17 protein-coding genes are annotated in these 24597 nt (G+C 71.2%); 7 read left to right on the top strand and 10 right to left on the bottom strand.

Features of this window, described 5'->3' with window-relative positions; all coding sequences use genetic code 11:
* Position 1 precedes the first annotated feature (1 nt).
* From ACT53Q_RS18700 to ACT53Q_RS18690, 3 genes are read right to left on the bottom strand one after another with little or no spacing between them, the layout of a single operon-like run.
* Positions 2-793, bottom strand: a complete 792-nt coding sequence (locus ACT53Q_RS18700) for a glycosyltransferase family 2 protein (RefSeq protein ID WP_476188175.1) — start codon at positions 791-793, stop codon at positions 2-4.
* Positions 786-1568, bottom strand: a complete 783-nt coding sequence (locus tag ACT53Q_RS18695; RefSeq protein ID WP_476188174.1) for a beta-ketoacyl synthase chain length factor — start codon at positions 1566-1568, stop codon at positions 786-788. The genes ACT53Q_RS18700 and ACT53Q_RS18695 overlap by 8 nt, the downstream gene beginning before the upstream one ends.
* The gene (locus ACT53Q_RS18690) at positions 1565-2779 is read right to left on the bottom strand and encodes a beta-ketoacyl-[acyl-carrier-protein] synthase family protein (protein ID WP_476188173.1); all 1215 of its coding nucleotides are present in this window, start codon (positions 2777-2779) and stop codon (positions 1565-1567) included. Before ACT53Q_RS18690 ends, ACT53Q_RS18695 begins: the two co-directional genes overlap by 4 nt.
* A gap of 210 nt (positions 2780-2989) precedes the next feature.
* Between ACT53Q_RS18690 and ACT53Q_RS18685 the strand changes: the two genes are divergently transcribed.
* Both ACT53Q_RS18685 and ACT53Q_RS18680 read left to right on the top strand, forming a co-directional pair.
* Complete coding sequence (locus tag ACT53Q_RS18685; protein WP_476188172.1) at positions 2990-3673, top strand: YdcF family protein; 684 nt, start codon at positions 2990-2992, stop codon at positions 3671-3673.
* Between the two features lie 80 nt (positions 3674-3753).
* Positions 3754-9480 carry an alpha-2-macroglobulin family protein gene (locus ACT53Q_RS18680; RefSeq protein ID WP_476188171.1) on the top strand — a complete coding sequence of 1909 codons (5727 nt, stop codon included), beginning with the start codon at positions 3754-3756 and terminating at the stop codon, positions 9478-9480.
* Between the two features lie 33 nt (positions 9481-9513).
* Here the strand turns inward: ACT53Q_RS18680 and ACT53Q_RS18675 are convergent, their stop codons facing one another.
* Entirely contained in the window at positions 9514-10557 is a 1044-nt protein-coding gene (locus tag ACT53Q_RS18675; RefSeq protein WP_476188170.1) for a hypothetical protein, read from the bottom strand.
* A gap of 134 nt (positions 10558-10691) precedes the next feature.
* Here ACT53Q_RS18675 and ACT53Q_RS18670 point away from each other — a divergent pair, with 134 nt between their 5' ends.
* Entirely contained in the window at positions 10692-12146 is a 1455-nt protein-coding gene (locus ACT53Q_RS18670) for a S8 family peptidase (RefSeq protein ID WP_476188169.1), read from the top strand.
* 12 nt (positions 12147-12158) lie between these two features.
* On the opposite strand, the gene ACT53Q_RS18665 is transcribed toward ACT53Q_RS18670, so the two are convergent.
* Positions 12159-13946, bottom strand: a complete 1788-nt coding sequence (locus ACT53Q_RS18665; protein WP_476188168.1) for a DUF885 domain-containing protein — start codon at positions 13944-13946, stop codon at positions 12159-12161.
* 253 nt (positions 13947-14199) lie between these two features.
* Here ACT53Q_RS18665 and ACT53Q_RS18660 point away from each other — a divergent pair, with 253 nt between their 5' ends.
* Positions 14200-15018 (top strand): hypothetical protein, encoded by an 819-nt coding sequence (locus ACT53Q_RS18660; RefSeq protein ID WP_476188167.1) that lies wholly within the window; start codon positions 14200-14202, stop codon positions 15016-15018.
* Between the two features lie 66 nt (positions 15019-15084).
* On the opposite strand, the gene ACT53Q_RS18655 is transcribed toward ACT53Q_RS18660, so the two are convergent.
* From ACT53Q_RS18655 to ACT53Q_RS18640, 4 genes are all read right to left on the bottom strand, one after another.
* Complete coding sequence (locus tag ACT53Q_RS18655) at positions 15085-15924, bottom strand: transglutaminase-like domain-containing protein (RefSeq protein ID WP_476188166.1); 840 nt, start codon at positions 15922-15924, stop codon at positions 15085-15087.
* A gap of 81 nt (positions 15925-16005) precedes the next feature.
* On the bottom strand, positions 16006-16494 hold the full coding sequence (locus ACT53Q_RS18650) for a cytochrome c oxidase assembly factor Coa1 family protein (RefSeq protein ID WP_476188165.1): 489 nt from the start codon (positions 16492-16494) through the stop codon (positions 16006-16008).
* 32 nt (positions 16495-16526) lie between these two features.
* Positions 16527-18794, bottom strand: coding sequence for a S9 family peptidase (locus tag ACT53Q_RS18645; protein WP_476188164.1), 2268 nt, complete (start codon positions 18792-18794; stop codon positions 16527-16529).
* Positions 18795-19004: 210 nt separating this feature from the next.
* Entirely contained in the window at positions 19005-19706 is a 702-nt protein-coding gene (locus tag ACT53Q_RS18640; protein WP_476188163.1) for a glutathione binding-like protein, read from the bottom strand.
* A 146-nt stretch (positions 19707-19852) separates the two neighbouring features.
* On the opposite strand from ACT53Q_RS18640, the gene ACT53Q_RS18635 reads away from it, so the two are divergent.
* From ACT53Q_RS18635 to hemF, 3 genes are all read left to right on the top strand, one after another.
* Positions 19853-20443, top strand: coding sequence for a TIGR00645 family protein (locus ACT53Q_RS18635; protein WP_476188162.1), 591 nt, complete (start codon positions 19853-19855; stop codon positions 20441-20443).
* Between the two features lie 60 nt (positions 20444-20503).
* Positions 20504-22684, top strand: a complete 2181-nt coding sequence (gene uvrD, locus ACT53Q_RS18630; protein ID WP_476188161.1) for a DNA helicase II — start codon at positions 20504-20506, stop codon at positions 22682-22684.
* Positions 22685-22833: 149 nt separating this feature from the next.
* Positions 22834-23775, top strand: coding sequence for an oxygen-dependent coproporphyrinogen oxidase (gene hemF, locus ACT53Q_RS18625; protein ID WP_476188160.1), 942 nt, complete (start codon positions 22834-22836; stop codon positions 23773-23775).
* Positions 23776-23794: 19 nt separating this feature from the next.
* Here hemF and ACT53Q_RS18620 read toward each other — a convergent pair whose 3' ends face one another.
* The gene (locus tag ACT53Q_RS18620; protein ID WP_476188159.1) at positions 23795-24274 is read right to left on the bottom strand and encodes a DUF421 domain-containing protein; all 480 of its coding nucleotides are present in this window, start codon (positions 24272-24274) and stop codon (positions 23795-23797) included.
* Between the last annotated feature and the right edge of the window lie 323 nt (positions 24275-24597).

Below are 24597 nucleotides of genomic sequence, written 5' to 3'. Positions count from 1 at the left end.
CTCAGCGAAACTCGCCGCTGGGATCCTCGATCACCGGCCGCGTGGCGCGGGTGCAGCGGTATTCACGGATCACGTGGCCGTAGCGCCACACCTGCACGACCACGTGCGAGGTGATGCGCCACAGGTCGTGCAGCGGGCGGAAGTGGCTCTTGCGGAATTTCTCGACCGCGCCGGCGCCGGCGTAGCGCGATTCGATCGGCACCGACACCACGCCCATGCCGAGGCGGCGCGCGGCGCTGATCAGGATCTGCGCCTCGAACACGAAGTCCTCGCCGGGCACGTCGTCGAGCGCGGCGACCGCGGCGGGGTACAGGCGCTGGCCGCTCTGCGTGTCGGCGATGCGGTAGCCGCAGCCCCAGGCGATGCCCCAGTCGCCGAATTCGTTGGCGAGGCGGCGGTAGGTCGGCTGCTGCGCGCGCTTGCGCAGGCGCGCGCCGACGACGATGCAATTCGGATGCCGGTTGGCGGCGGCGATCAGGCGCGGGATGTCGGCGGCCAGGTGCTGGCCGTCGCCGTCCATCGTCAGCGCCGCGGCCGCGCCCAGGCGCAGCGCTTCTCTGAAACCGTCGCGCAGGCTCGCGCCCTTGCCCATGCGCTTGTCGTGGCGCAGCAACGTCACCGGCAGATCGGCGATCTTCTCCGCGGTGCCGTCGTCGGAACCGTCGTCGATCACGATCACGCGATCGCATTCGGCGAGCGCGCCCTCGACCACGTCGCGGATGCGCAGCGCCTCGTTCAGCGCCGGGATCACGACGACGACGTTGCCGCGGTCGAAGGCGAGGGGCTCAGCCATGCGTGAGCTCCAGTCGCAGCGCGCGGCCCGGGCCAGCATGCAGTGTCGTGCTTGCGGCACCGGCGGCGAGCGCATCGAACAGCGGCAGCATCGGCGCCATCGGATTCGTTGCGCAGCGTGCACCGAGCGCGCCCGGCACATCGGCCTCCGCGTCGATCAGCGTCGCGCGCAGGCGCGGACCCGCTGCGCCGTCGTCGCGCGCGAGCACCAGTGCGCCGCCGAGCAGCCCGTCGACCGGATGGATCGACCGCAGCGGCCCGACCGCGCCGGTGTCGTAGCCGACCAGCAGCACGGCGTCGGCGCCTTCGGCCAGCTGCGCCAGCGCTTCGATGAGGCCTTCGGCGAAGCTGGCGTCGTAAGCGCTGATCGCGGTCGCGGCGCGGGTGCAGCCGGCGCCGATGGTCCAGTAGCCGGCCGCGGCGTTGTGCACCGAGTTGTGGAATTTCGTCGGCGAGATCGCGCGCGGGTCGGTCGCCAGCGTGGCGCACATGTAATCGGTGATCGGCAGATCGCCGTGGGTCGAGGCGAATACCGACGGCAGCGACGCCGGATCGCGGCCGGCGGCGTGGCACGCGGCGAGCGCGACCTCCAGCGCTACCGCCACCGACTCCGGCGCGCGGCGGCGCTCGTTCGGCGGCAGCAACTGCGGCGACGGCTTCGCCGGTGCGGTGTCGGGTAGCGTGCCGTCGGCGACGAACGCACGCGCGGCGTCCCACGACGGCAGGCCGTTCGCCCAGAACGCCACGGCCTCGATACGGGCGGCGAGCGTGCTCATGCCGCACCCCCGAACACCAGCGAGCAATTGTTGCCGCCGAAGCCGAAGGAGTTGTTCATCGCGTAATCGATGCGGCGCTCGGCGTTGTCGAAGCGGATCTGCGGGCCGCAGGCGGGATCGGGCTGCGCGTCGCCGCCGGCATCGTCGCCGAGCATGCCGGGCAGCAGGCCGCGTTCGAGCGTCAGCAGCGCGAACACCGATTCGACGATGCCCGCCGCGCCCAGCGTGTGGCCGGTCCAGCCCTTGGTCGAACTCGCGTGCAGCGTCGCCGGGAACAGCGCCGCGACCGCGGCCGCTTCGACGCTGTCGTTCGCGGGCGTCGCGGTGCCGTGCAGGTTGAGGTAGCCGACCGCGTCGCCCGCGATGCCGGCGCGCGCGAGCGCATCCGCCATCGCCAGCCGTGCGCCGAGGCCTTCGGGATGCGGCGTCGACATGTGGTGCGCGTCGCTGCTCTCGCCGTAGCCGCAGAGCCGCAGCGATGCGCTCTCGCCGTCGGCAATGCGTTCGAGGATCGCGTAGCCGCCGGCTTCGCCGAGGTTGAGGCCGTCGCGGCGCGCGTCGAACGGCAGGCAGCGCCGCGTCGACACGAGGCCCAGCGCATTGAAGCCGAACAGCACGCTGCCGCACAGCGTGTCGATGCCGCCGACCAGCGCGGCGTCGACGAGCCCGGCGTGGATCAATCGCGCCGCCTGCGCGAACACCTTCGCGCTGGACGAGCACGCGGTCGCGACGGTCACGCACGGCCCGCGCAGGCCGGTGACGCGCTGCACGAAGTGGCCCAGCGAATGCGGCGTGTGCAGCAACGGCGCGCGCAGGTCGGCCGGGAAGGCGTCGCCGTCGAGGCGCGTGTAGGCCTCTTCGCTGGCGCCGATGCTGGCGGTCGAGGTGCCGATCACCACCGCGACGCGTTCGGCGCCGTGGCGCGCACGCAACGCGGCGACGGCCTCGGGCAGCCCGTCCTGGTGGAACGCGAGCCAGGCGAGCCGGTTGTTGCGGCAGTCGAGCGCGGAGAGGTCCGCCGGCAGGCGCACGTCCTCGATGCCGTCGACGCGACCGATCCACGTGTCGAGCCGCGCCTCGGCAGTGGCGCCGCTGCCGAAGTCGTTGCGGCGCAGGCCGCTGCGGCGGTGGCGCAGCGCGCCCGCCTGCGCGTCGCGGCCGTGGCCGAGCGCGGTGGTGGCGGTGTAGGCGCGGATCGCGAGGGGCGTCATCGGGGAGGGGAGGATCGCGGCAGGAGCCGTGGCTGCGGAAAGGGACACCGCGTCGCCCGTGTTCGGAGAAGACCCGGATTATAGCGGTCGGGTCATGGTGGCCGGGTCATGGCGGCCGCGGCATCGCGCTATTCTGGCCGCCTGACCGCCGTGGCCCGGGGCCCTGCCACGCCGATTCCCTGCCAAACCCATGCCGATGCCGCGACGTCCATGACCCGTCTGGATCACCGCCGCCGCCTGCTGCTCGATCGCGACGTGCTGCATGCCGGCGTCGTCGCCGGTGCGCTGTGCGTGCTCAGCGCGGGACTGGTGTACGTCGGGTATTTCGCCCATGTCGTGCGGATCGCACGGCGTGCGCCGATCCGGCCCGAGCATGGCGACACCCTGCTGCTGTTCGGCAAGCACGCGCCCGGCGGCCGCCTCGACGCCGATTTCGCCGCGCGCGTGGCCCGCGCGGCGGACGTGTGGCGCACGCAGCCGCCGCGCACGATCGTGCTGCTCGGCGGCAGCGCGCCCGGGCATCCGGCCGAGGCCGACGTCGCCCGCGAGGCACTGCTGGCCGAAGGCGTGGCCGCCGACGCGCCGCTGCGGCTGGAGAAGACCTCGCGCGACACCCTGCAGAACCTGCGCAACGCCCGCAGCCTGCTCGCCGCCGACGCGCACCGCGGCCGCGTCACCCTGCTCAGCAGCCGCTACCACCTCGCCCGCTGCGCCCTGTTCGCCCGCCAGCTCGGCTTCGACTGGGAACTGTGCGCCGCCGAACCCGTCCTGCGCCTCACCCCGACCATGCTCTGGCGCCTCGCCGGCGAAGCCGCCTACGTCTGCTGGATCGACCTCGGCAGCCGCTACGCCCGCCTGATCCGCCACCGGCGGATGGTCGAGCGGATGCGGTGAGGCAACCCCGCGCCGACGTCTCGTGCGTTGTCCCGGAGTCCGGGCCGGGGCAGCATGGCGCGATGCGCAGGGGAACGACGATGACGATGTGGATGCGATGGGTCGCCTGCGTGGCGCTGGCGTGGGCGGGCGCGGCCATGGCGGCACCGCCGGGCATCGAGGTCGAACTGGAGGACGACGGCTTCGAACTGCAGTTCGAGCGGGCCATGGCGGTGCTCGACAACGCGCCGGTGCGCGAGGTCACGCTGTCGCCCGCGCTGCCGATGACCTGCACCTGGACCGACGACCACGCGCTCGGGTGCATGCTCGACGGCGACCGCACACTGCCGCCCGCCTCGCGGATCGAGATCCGCATCGCGCGTGGCCTGCGGCATGCCGACGGTACGCCGCTCGGCGCCCTGCGCTGGACGGTGGAGACGCCGCGGCCGGCGCTGTCGGCGTGGATCACGGGGTGGACCAACGGCGTGCCCGCGATCCGGATCCGATCGAACGCGCCGACGACCATCGACGCCGTGCGTCGCGTGCTCGAATTGCGCGCCGACGGCCGCGTCTGGCGTGATCTCGCCGTCACCGCCGCGTCGATCGAGGACGACGGCACGCCTGCCGCGTTCGTCCTCTCGCTGCCGACCGACCTCCCGGCCGATGCCGTGGTCACGCTGCATGCCCGCGCCGGGCTGGTCTCGACGGCGGGACCGTTGCCGTCGACGGAGGAACGCGCCCTGCTGGCGTTCCGTCATGCCGAAGCCTTCGCGATGCGCCGTGCGACCTGCCCCTCGCGGGTACGCGATGCTGGCGAGGATCGCGACCCCCGCGACGGCATCGCCCTCGCGTGCTTGGCGGGCGAGGACGTGCGGCTGTCGTTCTCCGCGCAACTTGACGACGCCGGCAAACGCGCCTTTGCCGCGATGCTGCCGAAGGCGGTGCGCGTGGTCGGCTGGCAGGATCTGGAATACGACAGCGTCGGACCGAAGGAGCCGCAGGCGAAGCCGGGCAGCGCCGTGATCCTTCGGGCCGATGCGCCGGACACGGACATCGCTTTCGTCATCGGCGAAGCGCTGCTTGCGCGCGACGGCGCCGCGTTCGCGCGACCGGTGACGGTGTCGATCCGCAACGGCGATCCGCTGCCGGCGCTCGTGGCCGACGGCTCGCGCATGCTGCTGGCCCGGCCCGGGAACGCGATCGTCGCACTCGTGAACGCACCGGCGCTCGACATCGTCGAAACCCGGCTGGACGACCGCGCCGCGCACAACCGTTTCGGCCTTCCCGCCACCCGCGATCGGAAAGCCGTCTACAGCAGCACCACCGCCCGCGCCTCGTTGGCGAAGGACGGCTGGGTGCGCTGGCGGCCGCAGACGGGTCGGGACACGACGGTGGACTTCGCCGCGCCAGCGTTCGACCTGAACGCGCAGGTGTCGCCCGACGTCGTGCTGGCGTGGGCGGTGGATTGGCGCACGAGCCGTCCGATGGCCGGTGCGCAGGTGGAATTGCTGCAGATGTCGGAGGACGGCGCGACGCAGGTCGTCGCCCGCGGCCGCATCGGTGCGGACGGCCTCGCGGCGCTGCGGTTGCCGGCGACGTTCGTGCTGCCCGAACGCAAGCCCGGTGCCACCCCGCCCACGTGGGTGCTGCGCGCCACCGCCGGTGCGCGTCGAGCGGTGCTGCCGCTGGGCGATGTCGGCGTTTCGGTGATCGGGCTCGGGCAGCGGACCCTGGAAGACCGCGTGTTCGCGGTCACCGATCGTCCGCTGTACCGGGCCGGCGACCGCGTGCGCTTCCGCGGTTGGCTGCGGGAACCGCGTGGCGGACGCCTGCTCGCGCCGGCCGTGCCGAAGGCGTTCGAACTGGGATTGGTGCCGTCCGGTGACGTTCGACCGATCGCACGCGTGACCGTGACGCCGGACGCCGAAGCCGCGTTCACCGGGGAATTCGTGCTGCCGTCGCAGACCATCGACGGCGAGTATTGCCTGCTGCAGGCGGACGCGCGGCTGGCTGACCGGCAGGCCTGCGTCTTCGTCGGCACCTTCCGCTCGCAGGACCTGTGGATCGACACCGCCAGCGAAACGCCGCTGCTGCGCGCCGGCGACCCGCTGCGACTGCGGGTCGCCGCCGGCTACTGGTCGGGTGGGCCGGCCGCGGGCGTGCCGGTGTCCGACGTACGGCTGCGCGCGATGCCGGCTTCGCCGGCGGAGGCCTACCCGGCCTTCGCCGCCTACACGTTCGTCCGTGACGAGGCCTGGCCCGAGGTGCGCGCGGCGGACGATGCGGCGCGGGCGCGGAAGGCACTGGATGTCGAAGGCAAGGCGCAGGTGGATGCGCCGGTGGCGTTCGTGTTCGACGCCAAGCGCCCGCCGCCGTCGTTCGCGCGGATCGAGGCCAGCGTGCAGGTGACGCTGGCCGGCCGCGAGCCGGTGCCGGGCAAGCCGGCGTCCGCCTGGTATGCGGCGTTCGATCGCTACGTCGGCCTGAAGATCGAACCCGCTTGGTTCGACGCGACCACGCCCTTGCGTCTCGATGCCGTGGTGATCGACGCCGCGGGCCACGCGCAGCCCGATGCGCCGGTCGAGGTGGTCGTCGAGCGGCTCGGGCAGGACGATGCCACGCCTCCGCAGCTGGTTGCGCGCTGCACGCTGGTCGCCGGCGAGCCGGCTGCCTGCGAGGTGCCGCGAAAGCGCAGCGGCGTGTACCGCTTCACCGCGCGCAGCGGCGATGCCGTGCCGGCGACGATCGAACGCTACGTCTGGAACGCCGACGATGCGCGCATGCCGGCGTCCCTGCCCACGGCACTGACGGTCGTCGAGGCACCGGCGCGCGCCGATGCGCCGGTGCGCCTGCGCCTGCAGCAGCCATACGCGCAGGCCGACGCGTGGGTGGTGCTGGCGTCGGGCGGCGAGGTGCTCGACAGTCGCATCCTCCCGCTCGACGGCCCCGACATCACGTTCACGCTGTCGACGCATGCCGACGGCCGCCGTGTCGTCGAAGCGACGGTGCGCATCCGCGAACGCCGTCCCGCGGGCATCGACCGGCGCGGCCTGCGCGAAGCGCCCCGCACGCTGACACGGACCGCCGTGATCGACGTGCCGCGTGCCGACGCGGCCCCGACGCTGGTGCTGGAGGCGCCGACGACGCGCACGGCGCCGGGAGCGCAGGTCCGCCTGCGGTTGCGCAATGCGGGCACCGCGCCGCGCACGGTGGCGCTGGCCGTGTTCGACGATGCCCTGCGTGCGCTCGCCGGCGATCGCTGGAACGCCTTCGATCCGCAGGGCGATGCGTGGCTGGGCGCGCGCGGCATCGACTGGCGCCGGCGCGTCACGACGCTGGGCTTCGACGACTGGTGCCGCTGCGGCTTCCGGATCGTCCTGCCGTGGGAGGACGGTGTGCTCATGCAGGACACCCGGACGGAGGATGCATCGCCGTTGCTGTCGATCGATCGTGCGGGGATCGAGGCCATGGGCCTCACGTCGGTCGGCGACGTGCTGTTCGACATGACGGCAGCGGATGGCGGTGCGCTGCGCACCGCAGCGGCGCCACCGGACACGTTCGGCTATTCCGGCGGCCAGGAGCTGGACAGCATCGTGGTCACCGGTGGTGGGCGTATACGAGAGGCCGCGCTCGCGACGGCCGGGGCACGCCCTGATCCGGTGCTGTCGCTGTCACGTGCGCCCGTCGCCGCGTTCGCGCCCTCGGCCGATGCGCGTGCGCTGTACGGCGCGCGCCTGCGCGACGCCTTCGCCGAGACCGCGCTGTGGCAGCCGACGCTGGTGCTCGCCCCGGGCGAAAGCCGCGAGATCACGCTCGTCGCGCCGGACAACCTCACGCGCTGGCGCACGGTGGCGTGGACCGCCGACGCTGGCGAGGGCTTCGAGCGGGTCGAGGCGACGTTCGAGGTGGGCCAGCCGCTGGAAGTGCGCCTGCAGGCGCCGGCGCGCGTGTACCCCGACGATCGCGCCGTGCTGGTCGCCAACGTGCGCCAGGAAGGCGACGCGGCCACGGTCGAGGCCTCGCTGCAGGTGGAAGCGCTGGGTGCGGCGCACGACGCGCCGCTGTCGCTCGCGAAAGCGGGGCAGGACGCGATCGCGCTGGCCATCGCGCCTGCCGATGCCGACGGTGCACCGCGCACGCTGCAGGCGGTGGCGGCGGCCCGCATGGGCGACCATGCCGACGCCACCGCGCAGGCGATCGAACTGGCGTCGCCGACGATCGAGACGCATCGCGTGCAGACCGGTTGGCTGGGCGCGACGCCGCTGCGCCTAGCCCCGCCGGCATGGCCTGGTGGCGCTTCCGCCCCGACATTACGCATCACCCTGCTGCCCGGCGGCGACGCGCTGGCGCAGGGCTGGATCGGGGCATTGCACCGCTATTCGCATCGTTGCTGGGAGCAGATGCTGAGCCGGGCGGTCGGGGCCGCGATCGCGCTGGAGCGCGGCGAAGGCGACCGCTTCCCCGACGCACAGGCAACCATCGACGACGCCTTGCGCAATGCGCCGGTGTTCCAGAACCCCGATGGCAGCTTCCGCTACTTCGCCGATGCCTTCGATGACGAGGGGCGCGGCGCCCACGTCGCACTGACCGCCTGGAGCGTGCGCGCGCTGCGCTTGCTGCAAACGCTCGGCCATGCGGTGCCCGACGCGCCGCTGACGGCCGCCGACGCTTTCCTCGCGCGGTACACGGGGGACGCGGATAAGGCAGGCGATGCCTTGGCCGATGACCGCGTCCGCCTCGCCCTCGCGACGGTGAGTCGGTCAACCCCGGCACGCGACGTTGTCGATCGCCTCTGGCCGCACTTCCCGAGCTTGCCGTTGACGGCGCAGGTCGCCACCGCGCGCGCGATGGCGGCCAGCGGGCATCCGGCCGCGCAGGCGGCGGTGGATGTGTTGCTGGCGCGGGCGCGGCGGCGCGACGACGCGCTGTCGCTGCATGCCGCCGACCGGGCCGATCGCTGGATGAGTTCCGACCTGCGCGAGCAATGCGAACTGCTTGCCCTGCTGCGCGAATATCCGGCGTTCGCCGATGGCAACACCCGTCGAAGGCTGATGGCCGGCCTGAACGATCTGCAGGCCGGCGGGGCGCCCGACGTCGACACGCAGGCGGCGGCCACGTGCCTGATCGCCCTGCGCGGCCTCGATGCCCGTGCATCGAGCGCGACGCTGGACATCGCGCAGGGCGAGCATCGGGCCCGGCTGCAGCTGTCGCTGGAGGCCCGTGCGCCGTCGAGCGACCTGCCGATCGATGCGCGCGATTTCCGCAAGCCGCTGGTGATGACGCCCTCGATCGAAGGCGACGCGCCGGCGAGCTTCATGGTCGACTACGCCTGGCGCGAGGATGCGCGCCGTGCCGCATCCAGCGCGATTGGCTTCGCACTGCAGCGGCGCTATGAAACGCTGCGCGACGGCCGCTGGGTGCCGCTGCCGGGTGCCGGCCTGCGCGATGGCGACTGGGTGCGGGTGACGCTGGTGCTGGACAACGCCGCGACGCGGTATTTCGTCGCGATCACCGATGCCGTGCCGGGTGGCTTGCGTCCGACGGACCTGTCGCTGTCCGGCGTGGCCGGTGTCGACGTCGAGCAGGTCTCCGATCCCGGCGACCGCTGGTTCGCCACACGCCGGCTGGATCCGCGCGCACCGAAGTTCTACGCGGAATTCCTGCCGCCGGGCCGACACGAGGTGCACTACTTCGCCCGCGTCGGCAACGCCGGCGACTACCTCGCGCCGCCGGCCACCGCCGAGCTGATGTACGGCGAGGCCACGCGTGCGCGCACCGCGTCCGAACGCATCGCCATCGCGCCCGCGCGGGCGGACACCGGGCCATGAACGTGCCGGTGTCCGTCGTGCCTTCGCACCACATCAGTAGGTCATCAGGTCCGTCTGCATCCAGCCCTGCTTGGTGCGGGCACCGTCGTAGTGCGGCATCTTCGTGTCGCTGTGCAGGGTCAGGCTGAAGGTGCTGCGGCCGAGGAACAGCGGGGCGCAGCGTTTCTCGCTGTAGGCGCAGCCGCCGTAGGTCGAGAAGTTCCACAGCGTCGCCTTGTGGTTGTCGTAGTCGTCCATGTGGCGATCGCCGCCGGTGAGGCCCTGCGCGGGCCAGCCTTCGTGCTGGAAGAAGCTGTTCTGGTGGTTGTCGGTGTAGTTGATGGTGGTGTCGCCGGACATGCAGGCGATCACCAGCGGCTTGGTGCTGGGTTCGCTCTCGCCGCTGATCGCCGGGTAGGTCTGGCAGGTCAGGTTGAAGTGGTCGGCGTAGTGGCTGGAGACCGTGGATTGGCAGGCGCAGGCGTCCACGAACGCATCGAGGAAGGTGCCGAAGCCGTCGCCGTTGGACTGGTCGCCGTCGGTGGAGGGCACCACGAAATGCGCGCCGCGCAGGAAGTGGTAGAGGAACGACAGGACCGTGTCGTCCGAATAGCTGCCGTTGCTCAGCCGCAGCGGATCACTGCTGTAGATCTCGCCGTAGTTCCAGTGGCCGTTGCTGTTGAGGAATGGCCGCCAACTGTAGCCGTTGTTCCTGAACTGGCGCAGCGAGTGGCCGTCGATGGTGTAGTAATTGCTGGTGGCGTCGAGGTCCGGTACCGCCATGCTCAGGCTGTGCGACTGGATGTAGCTGGCCAGGAACGCGATGGCCGTGCGGTCGCTCGACGGGCACCGGTTGTATGCATGCGCATCGTAGGGATCGTTCACCGACTGCTGCCACGCGGCCAGCCAGCTCTGCAGGATCAGCGACGCGCTGTTGTCGTCGCAGTACAGGAAGTTGGCGTCGCCGGCGTCGACCGCGGCCTGCGCCGGTGCGAGCGTGCGCACGTCGGCGTCGAAGAGACTGTCGACGAAGGCCTGGATATTGAGGAAACGATCCGCGTTGTTCGGATCGACCTGCAGCGGGACGAGGACGCCCATGACACACCTCCTTGTGAGTGGAGCGGGCACTCTGGCGTCGGTGCCGCGACGGGTCAATATGCCGATGGCACGGGCAGGGCGGCACCGTGCATGGCATGCTGCGTCCCTGGTCGCGCCTCGAACGGAGAACGCCCATGCGCCGATGCCTTCCGATCGTCTTCTTCTCCGCGATGCTGTGCCTGTTCGCGGCGTCGCCCGCATGCGCCGCGGGCACGAAAGTCGCCGACGCCGCCGTGCGCCGGGCCGCCGCCGAAGGTCGCGTGCGCGTGCTGGTCATGCTGCGCCCGCAGGTGGCGGTGCCGGCGCTGTCGCCCGATGCGGCGCTGAAGCGCACTGCCGAAGCCGAACCGCGGCCGATGCTGCATCCGAAGGTGCGGGCGCAGGTCGATCGCGTGCTGTCGGCGTTGCCGCGGCGGTCGCAGGCGCGCGTGCTGCGCCGGTTCGAGCGCATCCCGGCGATCGTGATGGAGGTCGACGCGGGCACGCTGTCGGCGCTGGCGCGCGATCCGCGCGTGCTACGGGTGGATGTCGATGCGGCCGGCGGCATGGCGTCGGCGCCCGACGAGTCCACCGTGCTCAACCAGATGCACCAGCTGCCGGAACTCGGTTTCGCGGGCAGCGGCATGAAGGTCGCGGTCATCGACTCGGGCATCGACACCGACCACACCGATTTCCGCAACCGCATCGTCGGCCAGCAGTGCTACTGCGCGGCCAACTGCTGCCCGAACGGCACCGCGACGCAGTCCGGCGCGGGCGCGGCCGAGGACGACCAGGGCCACGGCACCAACGTCGCCGGCATCATCGGTGGCGACGGCACGGTCGCCCCGCGCGGCGCGTTGCCGGCGGTGTCGCTGGTGGCGGTGAAGATGCTTGATCGCAACGGCCGGTTCTCCACGACCGCCGACGCGCTGTCGGCGCTGGACTGGATCGCGGCGCAGCATCCGGACGTCGATGCGGTGAACCTCAGCATCGGCACCGATGCGCTGTTCGCGGGCGACTGCGACAGCAGTGCAGCGTGGACGCAGGCGCTGGCGGTCGCGGTCGCCAACCTCAACGCGCTGGGTGCGGTGGTGACGTCGTCCGCCGGCAACCAGGGCAACGCGAACGCGATGAGTGCGCCCGCCTGCCTGCACGCGGTGCTGTCGACCGGCGCGACCTGGGATTTCAGCGGCGGCGCGATCACCTTCCTCGGTTGCACCGAGACCTCGACCGCGCCGAAACAGCTCGCCTGCTTCTCGAACCGCAGCGCGATGACCGATCTGTTCGCGGCCGGTGCGTTCGTGCGGGCGCCGGGCTTCAATGGCGGCACATCGAGTTTCGGTGGCACCTCGCAGGCGGCGCCGATGGTCGCGGCGTGCGCGGTGGCGCTGAAGCAGGCGGTGCCGGCGTCCACGGTCGCCCAGCGCATGGACGCGATGACGCTGTCGACGCAGCGCATCGCCGATCCGGCGGTCAATCGCCAGTACCCGTTCCTCGATTGCCGCGATGCGCTGCGGCTGCTCGATCCGTCGATCTTCGCGCCGATCCCGCTGCGCGGTTCGCAACCGAAACATCCGCCGCCGGCGCTGCCTGCGTCCGGCGGCGGATGAGGCGCGTATCGCTCAGCGCTTGGCCTTCTGCGCCGGGATGAACTGCTCGCGCACGGCCTTCGCCAGCAGGTCGGGCGGCAGCATGCCCTGGTCGATGACGAAGTTGTTGAAGGCGAGGCGGTCGAACTGGTCGCCCAGCGCCATCTCGGCTTCGGCGCGCAGTTCGAGCAGGCGCGAATAGCCGTAGAAATAGGCGCCGGCCTGGCCCGGGGCGTTGAAGGTGTAGCGGTCGAGTTCCTGCCGCGCCATCGCCTTCGACAGGCCCACGTCTTCCATCAGCACCTTCTCGGCGCGGGCGCGGTCGATCATGCCGAGATTGAGCATCGGGTCGAGCATCGCGCGGGCGGCGCGCATCAGCCGGAACTGCAGCGCGATCAGCTGTCCGTCCACCGGTTCGTACGGCACCATCTCGGCCTCGGCGTACAGCGCCCAGCCCTCGACGTTCACCGAGTTGAACGCGAACAGCGTGCGCGCCAGCGACACGCCGCGCTCGACCATCGCGGTGAACTGCAGCTCGTGGCCCGGGCGGCCTTCGTGCGCGGACAGGGTCCACGCCACCGACGGGAAGTTGAAGTCGTCGTACTGGTCGGCGGCGCCGGCGGCCGGGTTGGCCAGCGGCAGCACGAACTGGCCCTGCTGGCCGGTGTTGCCGATCAGCGGCGCCGGCAGGAAGTGCGGCGCGGGCTGCTGCGCGTTCTCGGCTTCGGTGCCCAGGCGCATGATCATCGGCCGCTGCGGCACGTCGACGATGCGCTCGCGGCGGATGATCGGGTCGATCGCGTCGATCACCTCGCGGTAGCGCGCCTCGAGCTTGTCGTTCGGGATCGTGTCCTTCTTCAGCGCGCGGATCACGGCGCGGTAGTCGGTGGCGTCGATGCCCTTGGCCTTGGCCACGATCGGCGCGATCTGCTGCATCGCCGCGCGGGTTTCCATGAACTCCAGGCGGGCGCGGGCGATCAGCGTTTCCGGCGGGATGTCGATGCCGACCTGCTTGAGCTGCAGCGCGTAGAGCTCGCGCGGCAACTGGGTCTCGTTGCGTGCCTGCGGCAGCACGGTGCCGCGCGCCCACGCCAGGAACTCGGCGGTCTGCGTGTCGAGGGCCTTCAGCGCGGCGTCGCCACCCTTGATCCTGTACTTGTCGAACAGCTTGCGGATGCCGGCGGCGTAGGTCTGGGCGTTGTTCAGCGCCTGCTCGACCTCCAGCTTCGACGGCCGCAGCAGCGCGCTGTTGCCGGCGCGTTCCTCGTAGCGCTGGCGCGCGAGGACCATGATCGGCGTGGTGCCGGGCGCCTGGCCGACGTAGGCCTTGAGGCGGGCGAGCGCCCTCGCGCGGCGATCGGCCGGCACCTGGTCGGAGAGCAGGCCGCTCATGCCGCCGAACACCAGCTGCGGCGCGTCGATGAACGGCAGCACCATGCGTTCGTTGACTTCGCTGGCCTCGATCGTGTCGGTCGCGGCGCCGATCATGATCTCCAGGTCCTGGCGCACGTTCGGGTCGCGCTCGGTCTCCAGTTTCTTGCGCAGCGCGGCACGCGCCTCGTCCACCGCCTTGCGTGAGCGCGCGCCGACGTCGGGGCCGAGGTCGGCGACCTTGTCGTCGTAGCCGGGCACGCCGAAGAACGTGGCGGATTCGGGCTGGAAGCGCAGCTGGGCATCCAGCAGGATGCGGGCGTCGGCGTTGCTGGTGTCCACCCATGCCGGCACGGGGCGCGCGGCGGCGGGGGTGGGCGTGGCCGCCTGGGCGGACAGCGCGACGGCGAGGGCGCCGGCGAGCGCGGCGGCGAGCAGGGTCGGTCTCATCGGGCGAATCTCCACGGAGGTGCGGGAACGCTACGCCCCGACGGCGGGTACGCCCACCGTCGAAGGTCATGCGTCGAGGGGCGTGCGTCGGCGGTCATGCATTCGGGATCAGGGCTCGCCAGTCTGCCCGCAGGGCGGCGCAGGGCCTGAGACCCGCGCAACCCCGTGCGGCGCAACCGCGCGTTGGCGGTAGACGGGTGGTCGCCTTGCCGCGATCGCCCGTCCTTCCCGACCACGCAAAGAGGAGCCGCCCATGGCCATCGTGCCCCGCATCGACACCCCCTGTCCCCTCGGCGCTGCCGAGCAGCGCGCCATCGACGGCCATTGCAGCCGCTGCGATCGCGACGTCCACCGCCTCGACGCGCTCGACGCCGACGCCCGGCGCGCGCTGTTCGCGGCTGCCGACGGCCCGCTGTGCGTGTCCTACCGCGCGCCGCGGCGCGCCGGCCTCGGCGCGACGATCGCGGTCAGCCTGGTCGTCGCGACGGCGAGCGCCGGCGTGTTCGCCGCGGAATCGCCCGCCGCCGCGCCGGCCGCCACCACCGAGGCCACGCCCGCGACGCCGTCCACCGGCAGCCGCATCCGCCACGAAGCGCCGCGCGACCTCGACGGCGTGCTGGTGATCGGTGCGGTGAACGATCCGCAGGATGCCGCGGCGCCCGAGGACACCACCGTGCCCGTGTTGCCGGTGCAGCCGTCGACCGGCAGCCGCATTCGTCACGAAGCGCCGCGCGACCTCGACGGCGTGCTGGTGATCGGTGCGGTGAACGATCCGCAGGATGCCGCGGCACCGGAGGACACGAGCGTGCCCCAGTTGCCGGTGCAGCCGTCGACCGGCAGCCGCATTCGTCACGAAGCGCCGCGTGATCTCGACGGCGTGCTGGTGATCGGTGCGGTGAACGATCCGCAGGATGCCGCCGTGCCCGAAGACACGAGCGTGCCCGAGCTGCCGGCGATCGACGACGAGGTGCTGATCGTCGGCGGCGTGACCGATCCCGCGGCGGTGGCGTGGATCGACACCGACGACACCGTCGCGGAACTGCCGATGATCACCGACGGCGGCGATCGCTGATCCCGTCGTGTGCGCCGCGACGCCGGCCCGCCTCGCATCGGGCCGGCGTCGTCGCGTGCGGGGCCTTCAATCGTCGCCGGCAGCGCGGTGGCGGACACCGACGGCATCGACCACGCGCAGATCGCGGATCGTGCCGTTGAGCGTGGCGGCGAGGCCGGGATCGCCGTCGCCGATCATCAGCGCGATGTGGCCGGCGTCGAAGCGGCCCAGCGCGGCGTCGTAGCTGGTCCAGCGCGTGCCGTCCCAGGCCTGCACCCACGCATGCGGCGCGAACACGTGCGGCACGCCGCTCATCCGGCCCGAATAGCTGATCCCGTGCACGACGCGCGTCGGGATGCCCAGCGCGCGGGCGCCGGCGGCCAGCAGCACCGCGAATTCGGTGCAGTCGCCGCCACGGTTGCGCAGCGCGGTCGCGGCATCGTCGTAGTGGCGGAAATCGATCGGCCCGGTCATGTGCGCGCGCACGGCGGCGGTGAGCGTCTGCATGCGCGTGCGCACCGACAGCCCGCGCGCATTGGCGCGGGCGAACGCGCGCACGGTGCGATCGTCGCTGCGCACCCACGCGTTCGGGCGCAGGTAGCGCTGCAGCGTCTCGGGCGACGGCGCGGGTTCGTCGCCGCAGTCGGTGCAGACCGACACCACGATGGCGTCGTCCTCGACCCGCGCCCGCTGTTCGCCGGTCACGGGCAGTTGCGTGCCGGGTCGGGTCGCGAATCGCAGCCGGTAGCGGATCTCGCCCGCCAGCGCCGCGGGCGGCAGCCGGTAGGGCGAGGGGGTCAGCAAACTCTGCAGGAAAGCGCGCGCGTCTTCGGCGCTCGGCGGTGGTGGTGGTGGGGCGGCCTGCGCGGGCGCGCCCGCCAGCAGGGCGCCGAGCAGCGCCAGGGACAACGACGAGCGGCGGCGCATGGCGGGACTCCCGTGGGGCATGCCACACGCCAACGCGTGGGGACGCGCGATGGGGTCCGTGCGGTGCGCGGCCGTTCGGGATCAGCGCACCGCTTCCCCGCCCGCCACCAGATCGACCGGCGCGTGGCCCGGCATCGTCAGGGTCAGATGCACGAGCTGCCAGCGGCCGTCGCGACGAGCCACGGTGGCTTCCACGTCGCCGTTGCCCTTGGGGCCCGCGGCCGTGAAGTCCAGTGTGCCGCGCGTGTACCGGCCGTCCGGTCCGGGGGATTCGAACATGCTGCCATGCTCCTCGAATCGCACCGGGGTTCCCAGTTGCGCGCGCGCCACGGGCGATGCGTCGAGCGCGGCCGTGGCCTGCGCGTACGCCGTGTCCGAGTCAGACGAGGCCTGCCTCATCATGCGGTTGAGGCCCACGAAACCGCGCAGCAGCGGATACGCGGCGATCGCGGCGGCGCTCAGAGCCACCACGGCGACCGGCACGACCCAGATCGGACGCTGTCGCGGCGTGGCATGCAAGACCGGTGGTCCGGACGGGACCTGCGGTGGCGGCAGCGGCGGCGGTTGCATGATCGCGGGATTCCTTTCCGTTGGCGGGCGACTCAGGGCTTCAGGCAACGATCCAGGAACGCCTCCGTCGTGCGGTAGCGATGCAGCGCGTCGCTGCCACGCAGGCCGTGCTTGGCGCCGGGGTAGGTCATCAGCTGGAACGGCAGGGCCTGCTTCTGCAGGGCGCTGATCAGCTTCGTGGAGTTGAGGAACAGCACGTTGTCGTCGGCCATGCCGTGGATCAGCAGCAGCGCGTTCGGGCGAATGCCGGCGACGTGCGAGAACACGCTGGCCTCGTGGTAGCCGCCGGCGTTGTCCTTCGGCAGGTCCATGTAGCGCTCGGTGTAGTGCGTGTCGTACAGCGCCCAGTCGGTGACCGGCGCGCCGGCAACGCCGCAGGCGTAGTCGTCGGGCCGCTTCGCCAGCAGCATCAGCGTCATGTAGCCGCCGTTGGACCAGCCGTAGACGCCGATGCGCGCCGCGTCCACCCACGGCTGCGCGCGCAGCCATGCGATGCCGGCGTGCTGGTCGTCGACTTCCACCGTGCCCTGCCTGCCGTACAGCGCGCCGCCGAACGCCGAACCGCGCCGCGGCGTGCCGCGGTTGTCGAGGGTGAACACCACGTAGCCCTGTTGCGCGAGGTACTGGTTGAAGAAATGGTCGCCGCGACCCGGCCAGCTGTCGGTGACGGTCTGCGCGGCGGGGCCGCCGTAGACGTAGACGACGACCGGATAGCGCTTCGCCGGATCGAAGTCCGCCGGCTTGATCAGGCCGTAATGCAGCGGCGTCTTGCCGTCGGCGGCGACGAGCGTGCCGAATTCGACCGGCCGCTGTGCCGCGAGGTATTTCGCATAGGGATGCCCGGGCTTCGCCGGATCGTTGTCGATCAGGTTCGCGACGAAGCTGCCGTCGGCGCGGTGCAGCGCGATCTGCGGCGGCGTGTGCGCGTTCGACCAGCTGTCGACGTAGACGCTGGCGTTCTTCGCGAAGCTGGCGCTGTGCATGCCCGGCTCGGTCGACAGCGTGCGGATCGCGCCGCCGGCCAGCGGCACGACATGCAGCTGCGACTGGCGCGCGTCGGCCTTGCCGTCCGCGGTGCGGCCGGCGCTGAAGTAGACCAGCCCCTTCGCCTCGTCGACCGCGAGCAGCGCGTCCACCGGCCAGTCGCCGCGGGTCAGCGGCTTCATCGACTTGCCGTCCGCGCCGGCGAGGTACAGGTGCTCGAAGCCGCTGCGCTCGCTGATCCACAGGAAGCGGCCGTCCTTCAGGAAGCGCAGGCCGTCGTGCAGCGGCACCCAGGTCTTGGCGGTTTCGGTGACCAGCGTGCGCTGCCTGCCGCCGGCGAGGTCGGCCTCGATCAGTTCGAGCCTGCGCTGGTCGCGCGACTGGCGCTGGAACGTGAGGTGCTGCGGGTCGCGCCAGACGACGCGGGCGAGGTAGATGTCCTGCTCGGCACCGAGGTCGATCCACTGCGGCTGCGCGCCGTCCTTCGGCGCGATCGTCGCCAGCCGGATGGCCACGTTGGTGTCGCCCGCGGCCGGATAGCGCTGCTCGACCACTTCGGTGCGGTCGGGGTAGACCTCGTAGCGCTTCTGCACCGGCACCTTGGTTTCGTCGATGCGCGTGAACGCGATCGCCGAATCGTCCGGCGCCCACCAGTAGCCGGTGTGGCGATCCATCTCCTCGTCGGCGACGAATTCGGCCACGCCATTGCCGACGGTGTCGCTGCCGTCGCGGGTCAGGCGGATCTCGGCGCCGGTCGCGAGGTCGATCGTCCACAGGTCGCGATCGCGGATGAAGCTGACGAACCCGCCCTTCGGCGACACCCGCGGATCGGTGGCGAAGCCGGTGCCCGTGGTCAGCTTGCGCACCGCGGCCTTGCCCGACTTCGACAGGTCGTACAGGTACAGCTCGCCGCCGAGCGGGAACAGCAGGGTCTTTCCATCGGGCGACCACTGGTAATCGACGATGCCCGACAGCGCCGAGGTGCGCTGGCGCTCGCGGCGCGCCTTCTCGGCGTCGCTCAGCACTTCCTCGCCGGGCAGCACGTCGCTGCTGTCCACCAGCCGCGCGACCTCGCCGGAGGCGACGTCGAAGGCCCACAGGTCCAGCTTGTTGCGGTCGCTTTCCTTGCCGCGCAGGAAGGTGATGCGCGAGCCGTCCGGCGCGATCTGCGGCTTCAGCAGCGTCGGCCCGGACAGTGGCGCGTCGCCGGTGATCGCTTCGAGTGTGAGCCGCTGCGGCGGCGGGGGTGTGGACGGCGCGGCGAGGGCAGGGGTAGTGGCGAGCATGAAGGCGAGCAGACAGGCGGACAGGCGCATGGCGGAACCCGGAGTGCGGCAGGCCCGCAGCTTAGCCGCAACGCGTTCCGGCTGCCTGTCCCGGTGGCCTGTCGATCCAGTCTTGCTCGGTAGAGCGGCCTTCAGGCCGCTGCTCTTTGCTTGTTGATCGGCTTTCCGGAGACAAAGCAGCGGCCTGAAGGCCGCTCTACCCAGGGCACAAAGGCACGAAGCACGATCGAGGGCGTGACGTCAGCGACCGAACAAGGCCTTGCGCTGCTCGTCGGTCAGCGGCTTGCCGGCGTCGGGGTTCACCTGCTGCGTGATCGCGTAGGCGCGCGCGGTCGCCGGGCGCGCGGCGATCGCCGCCTGCCAGCGCCGCACCTCGGGATACGGTTCCAGGTCGATCGGCGCCGTGCGATACGGGCTGATCCACGTATAGCAGGCCATGTCGGCGATGGTGTAGGCGTCGCCGACCAGGAACGCGCGGCCGGCGAGGCGCTTGTCGAGCACACCCAGCAGGCGCTGCGCCTCGCGGGTGTAGCGGTCGATCGCGTAGGCGATCTTCTCCGGCGCGTAGACGTTGAAATGCCCGTACTGGCCGGTCATCGGCCCGAGCCCGGCCATCTGCCAGAACAGCCATTCCAGCGTCTCGGTGCGGCCGCGCAGGTCGGCGGGCAGGAAGCGGCCGGTCTTCTCGGCCAGATACAGCAGGATCGCGCCGGACTCGAACACGCTCACCGGCGCGCCGCCGTCGGCGGGCGTGTGGTCGACGATGGCGGGCATGCGGTTGTTCGGCGCGATCGCCAGGAAATCGGGCTTGAACTGTTCGCCGGCGCCGATGTTCACCGGCTTGATCGTGTACGCCAGAGGCGCACCGGCCTCGGCCAGTTCCTCCAGCAGCAGCGTGACCTTGTGGCCGTTGGGCGTGGGCCAGTAGTGCAGATCGATCATGACGGCGTCCGTGGCGGGGGCGGGCGGCCAGTCTAGGCGCGCGCCGCGACACCGGCGGCGGCGATGCCGGGACACTGCATTCCGCACGGGTTGGCGCGACCGGTCGCGGTCGGTAGGCTATCGGCGCACCCGCTTCCGGCCTTCCCATGTCCGACTCACAGAACGTCCGCCTCGGCCCGCTGCCCGCGCTCATCTTCAGCTCGCGCTGGCTGCAGCTGCCGCTGTACCTCGGCCTCATCGTCGCCCAGGGCGTGTACGTGTTCCTGTTCCTCAAGGAGCTGTGGCACCTCATCCACGACGCCAATACGCTCAGCGAGCAGGGGATCATGCTGATCGTGCTCGGCCTGATCGACGTGGTGATGATCTCCAACCTGCTGGTGATGGTGATCGTGGGCGGCTACGAGACCTTCGTCTCGCGCATGAACCTCGAAGGCCATCCCGACCAGCCGGAATGGCTGAGCCACGTCAACGCCAGCGTGCTGAAGGTGAAGCTGGCGATGGCGATCATCGGCATCTCGTCCATCCACCTGCTCAAGAGCTTCATCGAGGCCGGGCAGCTGGGCCTGCCGCTGTGCACGCCCGCCCTGCAACAGGCGGCGACACTCTGCGCCAAGGTCACCGCCACTGGCGTGATGTGGCAGGCGATCATCCACGGCCTGTTCATCCTGTCGGCGATCGGCATCGCGTACACCGACCGGCTGATGACCCTCGCCGGGCAGAAGCACGGCGCGCACTGATCCGCGCTTTACCGGCGGCTCCCGCCGCGGGAGGCCGCCGCCATCGCGTAAAATGCGGCGATGGATGTTTCCCACCTGCTCGACGGCCTGAACGCCGCACAGCGCGAGGCGGTCAGCGCCGGTCCCGGCCACCAGCTCGTGCTGGCCGGCGCCGGTTCCGGCAAGACCCGCGTGCTCACCCATCGCATCGCCTGGCTGCACGAGGTGCACGGCGTGCCGATGCACGGCATCTTCGCGGTGACCTTCACCAACAAGGCCGCGGGCGAGATGCGCCATCGCGCCGATGCGCTGCTGCCGCAGGGCACGCGCGGCATGTGGATCGGCACCTTCCACGGCCTCGCGCATCGCCTGCTGCGCCTGCACTGGCAGGACGCGAAGCTGCCGGAAGGCTTCCAGATCCTCGACAGCGACGACCAGCTGCGGCTGGTCAAGCGCGTGGTGCAGGCGCTGGAGCTGGACGAGGCGCGCTTCCCGCCGCGGCAGATCGCGTGGTGGATCAACGCGCAGAAGGACGAAGGCCGCCGGCCGCAGCACATCCAGCCCGAACGGGACGAATGGGCGAGCGTGATGTTGCGCGCCTACACGCTGTACCAGGAGCGCTGCGAGCAGGCGGGCCTCGTCGACTTCGCCGAGATCCTGCTGCGCGCGCACGAACTGCTGCGCGACCATCCGGCGCTGCTGCAGCACTACCGGCACCGCTTCCAGCAGCTGCTGGTCGACGAGTTCCAGGACACCAACACGCTGCAGTACGCCTTCGTGCGCCTGCTCGCCGGCGACAGCGGGCAGGTGTTCGTGGTCGGCGACGACGACCAGGCCATCTACGGCTGGCGCGGCGCGAAGGTCGAGAACGTGCAGAAGTTTCTGCGCGACTACCCGGGCGCGGTGACCATCCGCCTCGAACAGAACTACCGGTCCAGCGCCAACATCCTCAGCGCCGCCAACGCGGTCATCGCGCACAATCCCTCGCGCCTGGGCAAGCAGCTGTGGACCGACAGCGGCGAAGGCGAGGCGATCGATCTCTACGCCGCGTTCAACGAGATCGACGAGGCGCGCTTCGTCGTCGAGCGCATCCGCCAGTGGGTGCGCGACGGCGGCAGCCACGGCGAATGCGCCATCCTCTACCGCAGCAATGCGCAGTCGCGGGCGTTCGAGGAAACGCTGCTGGGCGAGCAGATCCCGTTCCGCGTGTACGGCGGCATGCGCTTCTTCGAGCGCGCCGAGATCAAGGACACGCTGGCCTACCTGCGGTTGATCGCAAACCGCGACGACGACGCGGCGTTCGAGCGTGCCGTGAACACGCCGACGCGCGGCATCGGCGAGCGCACGCTGGACGAAGTGCGCCGGCTCGCGCGCGTCGAGCGCGTGTCGCTGTGGCAGTCGGCCGCGCGCATCGCCTCCGGCGACGGCCTGCCCGCGCGCGCCCGCAACGCGCTCGCGGGCTTCCAGCAGCTGATCCACGCGATCGGCGAGGAAACCGTCGACCTGCCGCTCAAGGACAAGATCGACCACGCGCTGGCGCGTTCCGGCCTGCGCGAGCACTACGAACAGCAGTCGAAGGGCTCGCTCGATTCGCGCACCGACAACCTCGACGAACTGGTGTCGGTCGCGTCGCGCTTCGTGCGCGGCGACGACGAGGAATCCGCCGCGCTGACCGAGCTCGTCGCCTTCCTCGCCTATGCCGCGCTGGAAGCCGGCGAGGGCCAGACCGAGGCCGGCGATGACGGCGTGCAGCTGATGACCCTGCACAGCGCCAAGGGCCTGGAATTCCCGCTGGTGTTCCTCGTCGGCGTGGAGGAAGGCTTGTTCCCCAACAACAAGTCGATCGAGGAATCGGGCCGACTGGAGGAAGAACGCCGCCTCGCCTACGTCGGCATCACCCGCGCGCGGCAGAAGCTGGTGCTGACCTACGCCGAGGCGCGCCGCCTGCACGGCCAGGACATGTACGGGCTGCCGTCGCGCTTCCTGCGCGAGATCCCGTCCGCGCTGATCCACGAAGTGCGGCCGAAGATCCAGGTCGCGCGGCCGATGTACCAGGCCCAGCCGCGCCGTGACTGGGGCCACGCCTCACTGCAGGAGACGCCCGGCCTGCGCCTCGGCCAGAACGTGAGCCATGCGAAGTTCGGCACCGGCGTCGTCACCGACATCGAAGGCAGCGGCGCCCACGCCCGCGTGCAGGTCAACTTCGACGATGCCGGCAGCAAGTGGCTGGTGCTCGCGTACGCGAACCTGCAGCCGGCGTAGGGCGGGCCCCGGCCCGCCATTGCAACGCTTCCGGCGTGCAGCACAATGATCGGCACGATACCGTTTCGCCGGATTGCGGTGCGACGGTGACGCCGCAATGGCGGGCCAGGGCCCGCCCTACGACACCGCTTCGCCATGAGTGATCACCGATGACCGACACCCCCGACCCCGCTGCTCCGCAAGACGATTTCCTCCGCGTGCGCGACTACCTGACCGGCTTGCAGGACACGATCTGCGCCGCGATCGAGGGCGCCGACGGTGCGGCGACGTTCAAGGAAGACACGTGGCAGCGCGCAGAAGGCGGCGGCGGGCGCACGCGGTTGCTGCGCGACGGCGCGGTGTTCGAGCAGGCCGGCATCGGCTTTTCCGACGTCTCCGGCACGAAACTGCCGCCGTCGGCGACCGCGGCGCGGCCCGAACTCGCAGGCGCCTCGTGGCGCGCGGTCGGCGTGTCGCTGGTGTTCCATCCGCGCAACCCGCACATCCCGACCACGCACGCCAACGTGCGCCACTTCCGCGCGTTCAAGGACGGCGAGACCGTCGCCTGGTGGTTCGGCGGCGGCTTCGACCTCACGCCGTTCTATCCGGTCGACGAGGACGTGCTGCACTGGCACCGCACCGCGCGCGCGCTGTGCGAACCCTTCGGTGGGCAGGCGCGCTACGACGCGCACAAGCGCTGGTGCGACGAGTACTTCTTCCTGAAACACCGCGGCGAGACCCGCGGCGTCGGCGGGCTGTTCTTCGACGACCTGCACGAGGATTTCGAGCGCGACTTCGCCTACCAGCGCGCGGTCGGCGACGGATTCCTTGATGCCTACCTGCCGATCGTGGCGCAGCGTCGCGAGACACCGTACGGCGAGCGCGAGCGCCAGTTCCAGCTCTACCGCCGCGGGCGCTACGTCGAGTTCAACCTCGTGTTCGACCGCGGTACGCTGTTCGGCCTGCAGTCGGGCGGCCGCACCGAGTCGATCCTGATGAGCCTGCCGCCGCTGGTGCGCTGGGAATACGGCTACACGCCGGAAGCGGGCAGCGACGAGGCGCGCCTGCTGGACTACCTGCGTCCGCGCGAGTGGCTGACCGAGCTCGCCTGACCCGGCGTTGTAGAGCGGATCAGTCGCCGTCCTTGAGCGCGATGCTGATGCGGCCGTTGGTCTCCAGGATCGCCAGCCGGATGTGCTCGGGTTCGCTGCAGCCGGCCTCGCGCATGGCTTCGTTGAAGTCGGCCTTGCTCACCAGCTCGCGGCGGAGCACGTCGCGGAAGACGTGGCCGTCGCGCGCCAGCACGACCGGTTCGCCTTCGATCAACCGCCGCGCCAGCGGCACTCGCGCCGACAGGAAGGCGGTGGCGTAGTTCAGGGCGATCAGAGTGACCGCCAGCACCGCCGCGCCGGTCAGCGAGTTGTCGCCGCCGTTCATGCCGTTCTGCACCGCGTTGCCGATGAGGATGAGCAGCACCAGGTCGAACGGCGTGAACTGGCCGACCGCGCGCTTGCCGGAGGCCCGCACCAGCACCATCACCAGCAGGTAGATCGCGACGGCGCGGAACACGAACACCCACCACGGTGCGGACAGCGCGAACAGTTCGGACATCGGTGGATCCCCGGCGACGACGCGCGCAGTCTGGCGCCGGGCCGCACAAATAAAAAGCCCCGCAGGCGGGGGAACCGGCGGGGCTGGGGAACGGGACTTGGGGAGAGTCTTACGTTCCGGGGGCCACCCCAGGGGAGAGGGTGGCGGCGACGGACGTTGCATCCGTCGCGAGATAGTTGACCACGACTGCGCGCCCGAGTTCGTAAAGTTTCCGATACGCCTCCGGGCGAATTCAGGACGGATTCATGCCGGGTGCATCGCGCGTTCAGTTTTCGCCGAAAACCCCGGAAAAACCTGTCAGAACAGACAGGACGACATGCCGG

The organism is Lysobacter sp. DMC97, from assembly GCF_056313745.1.
Note: the sequence above shows the minus strand (reverse complement) of the source record. Positions and strands in the feature narration are given on the sequence as shown.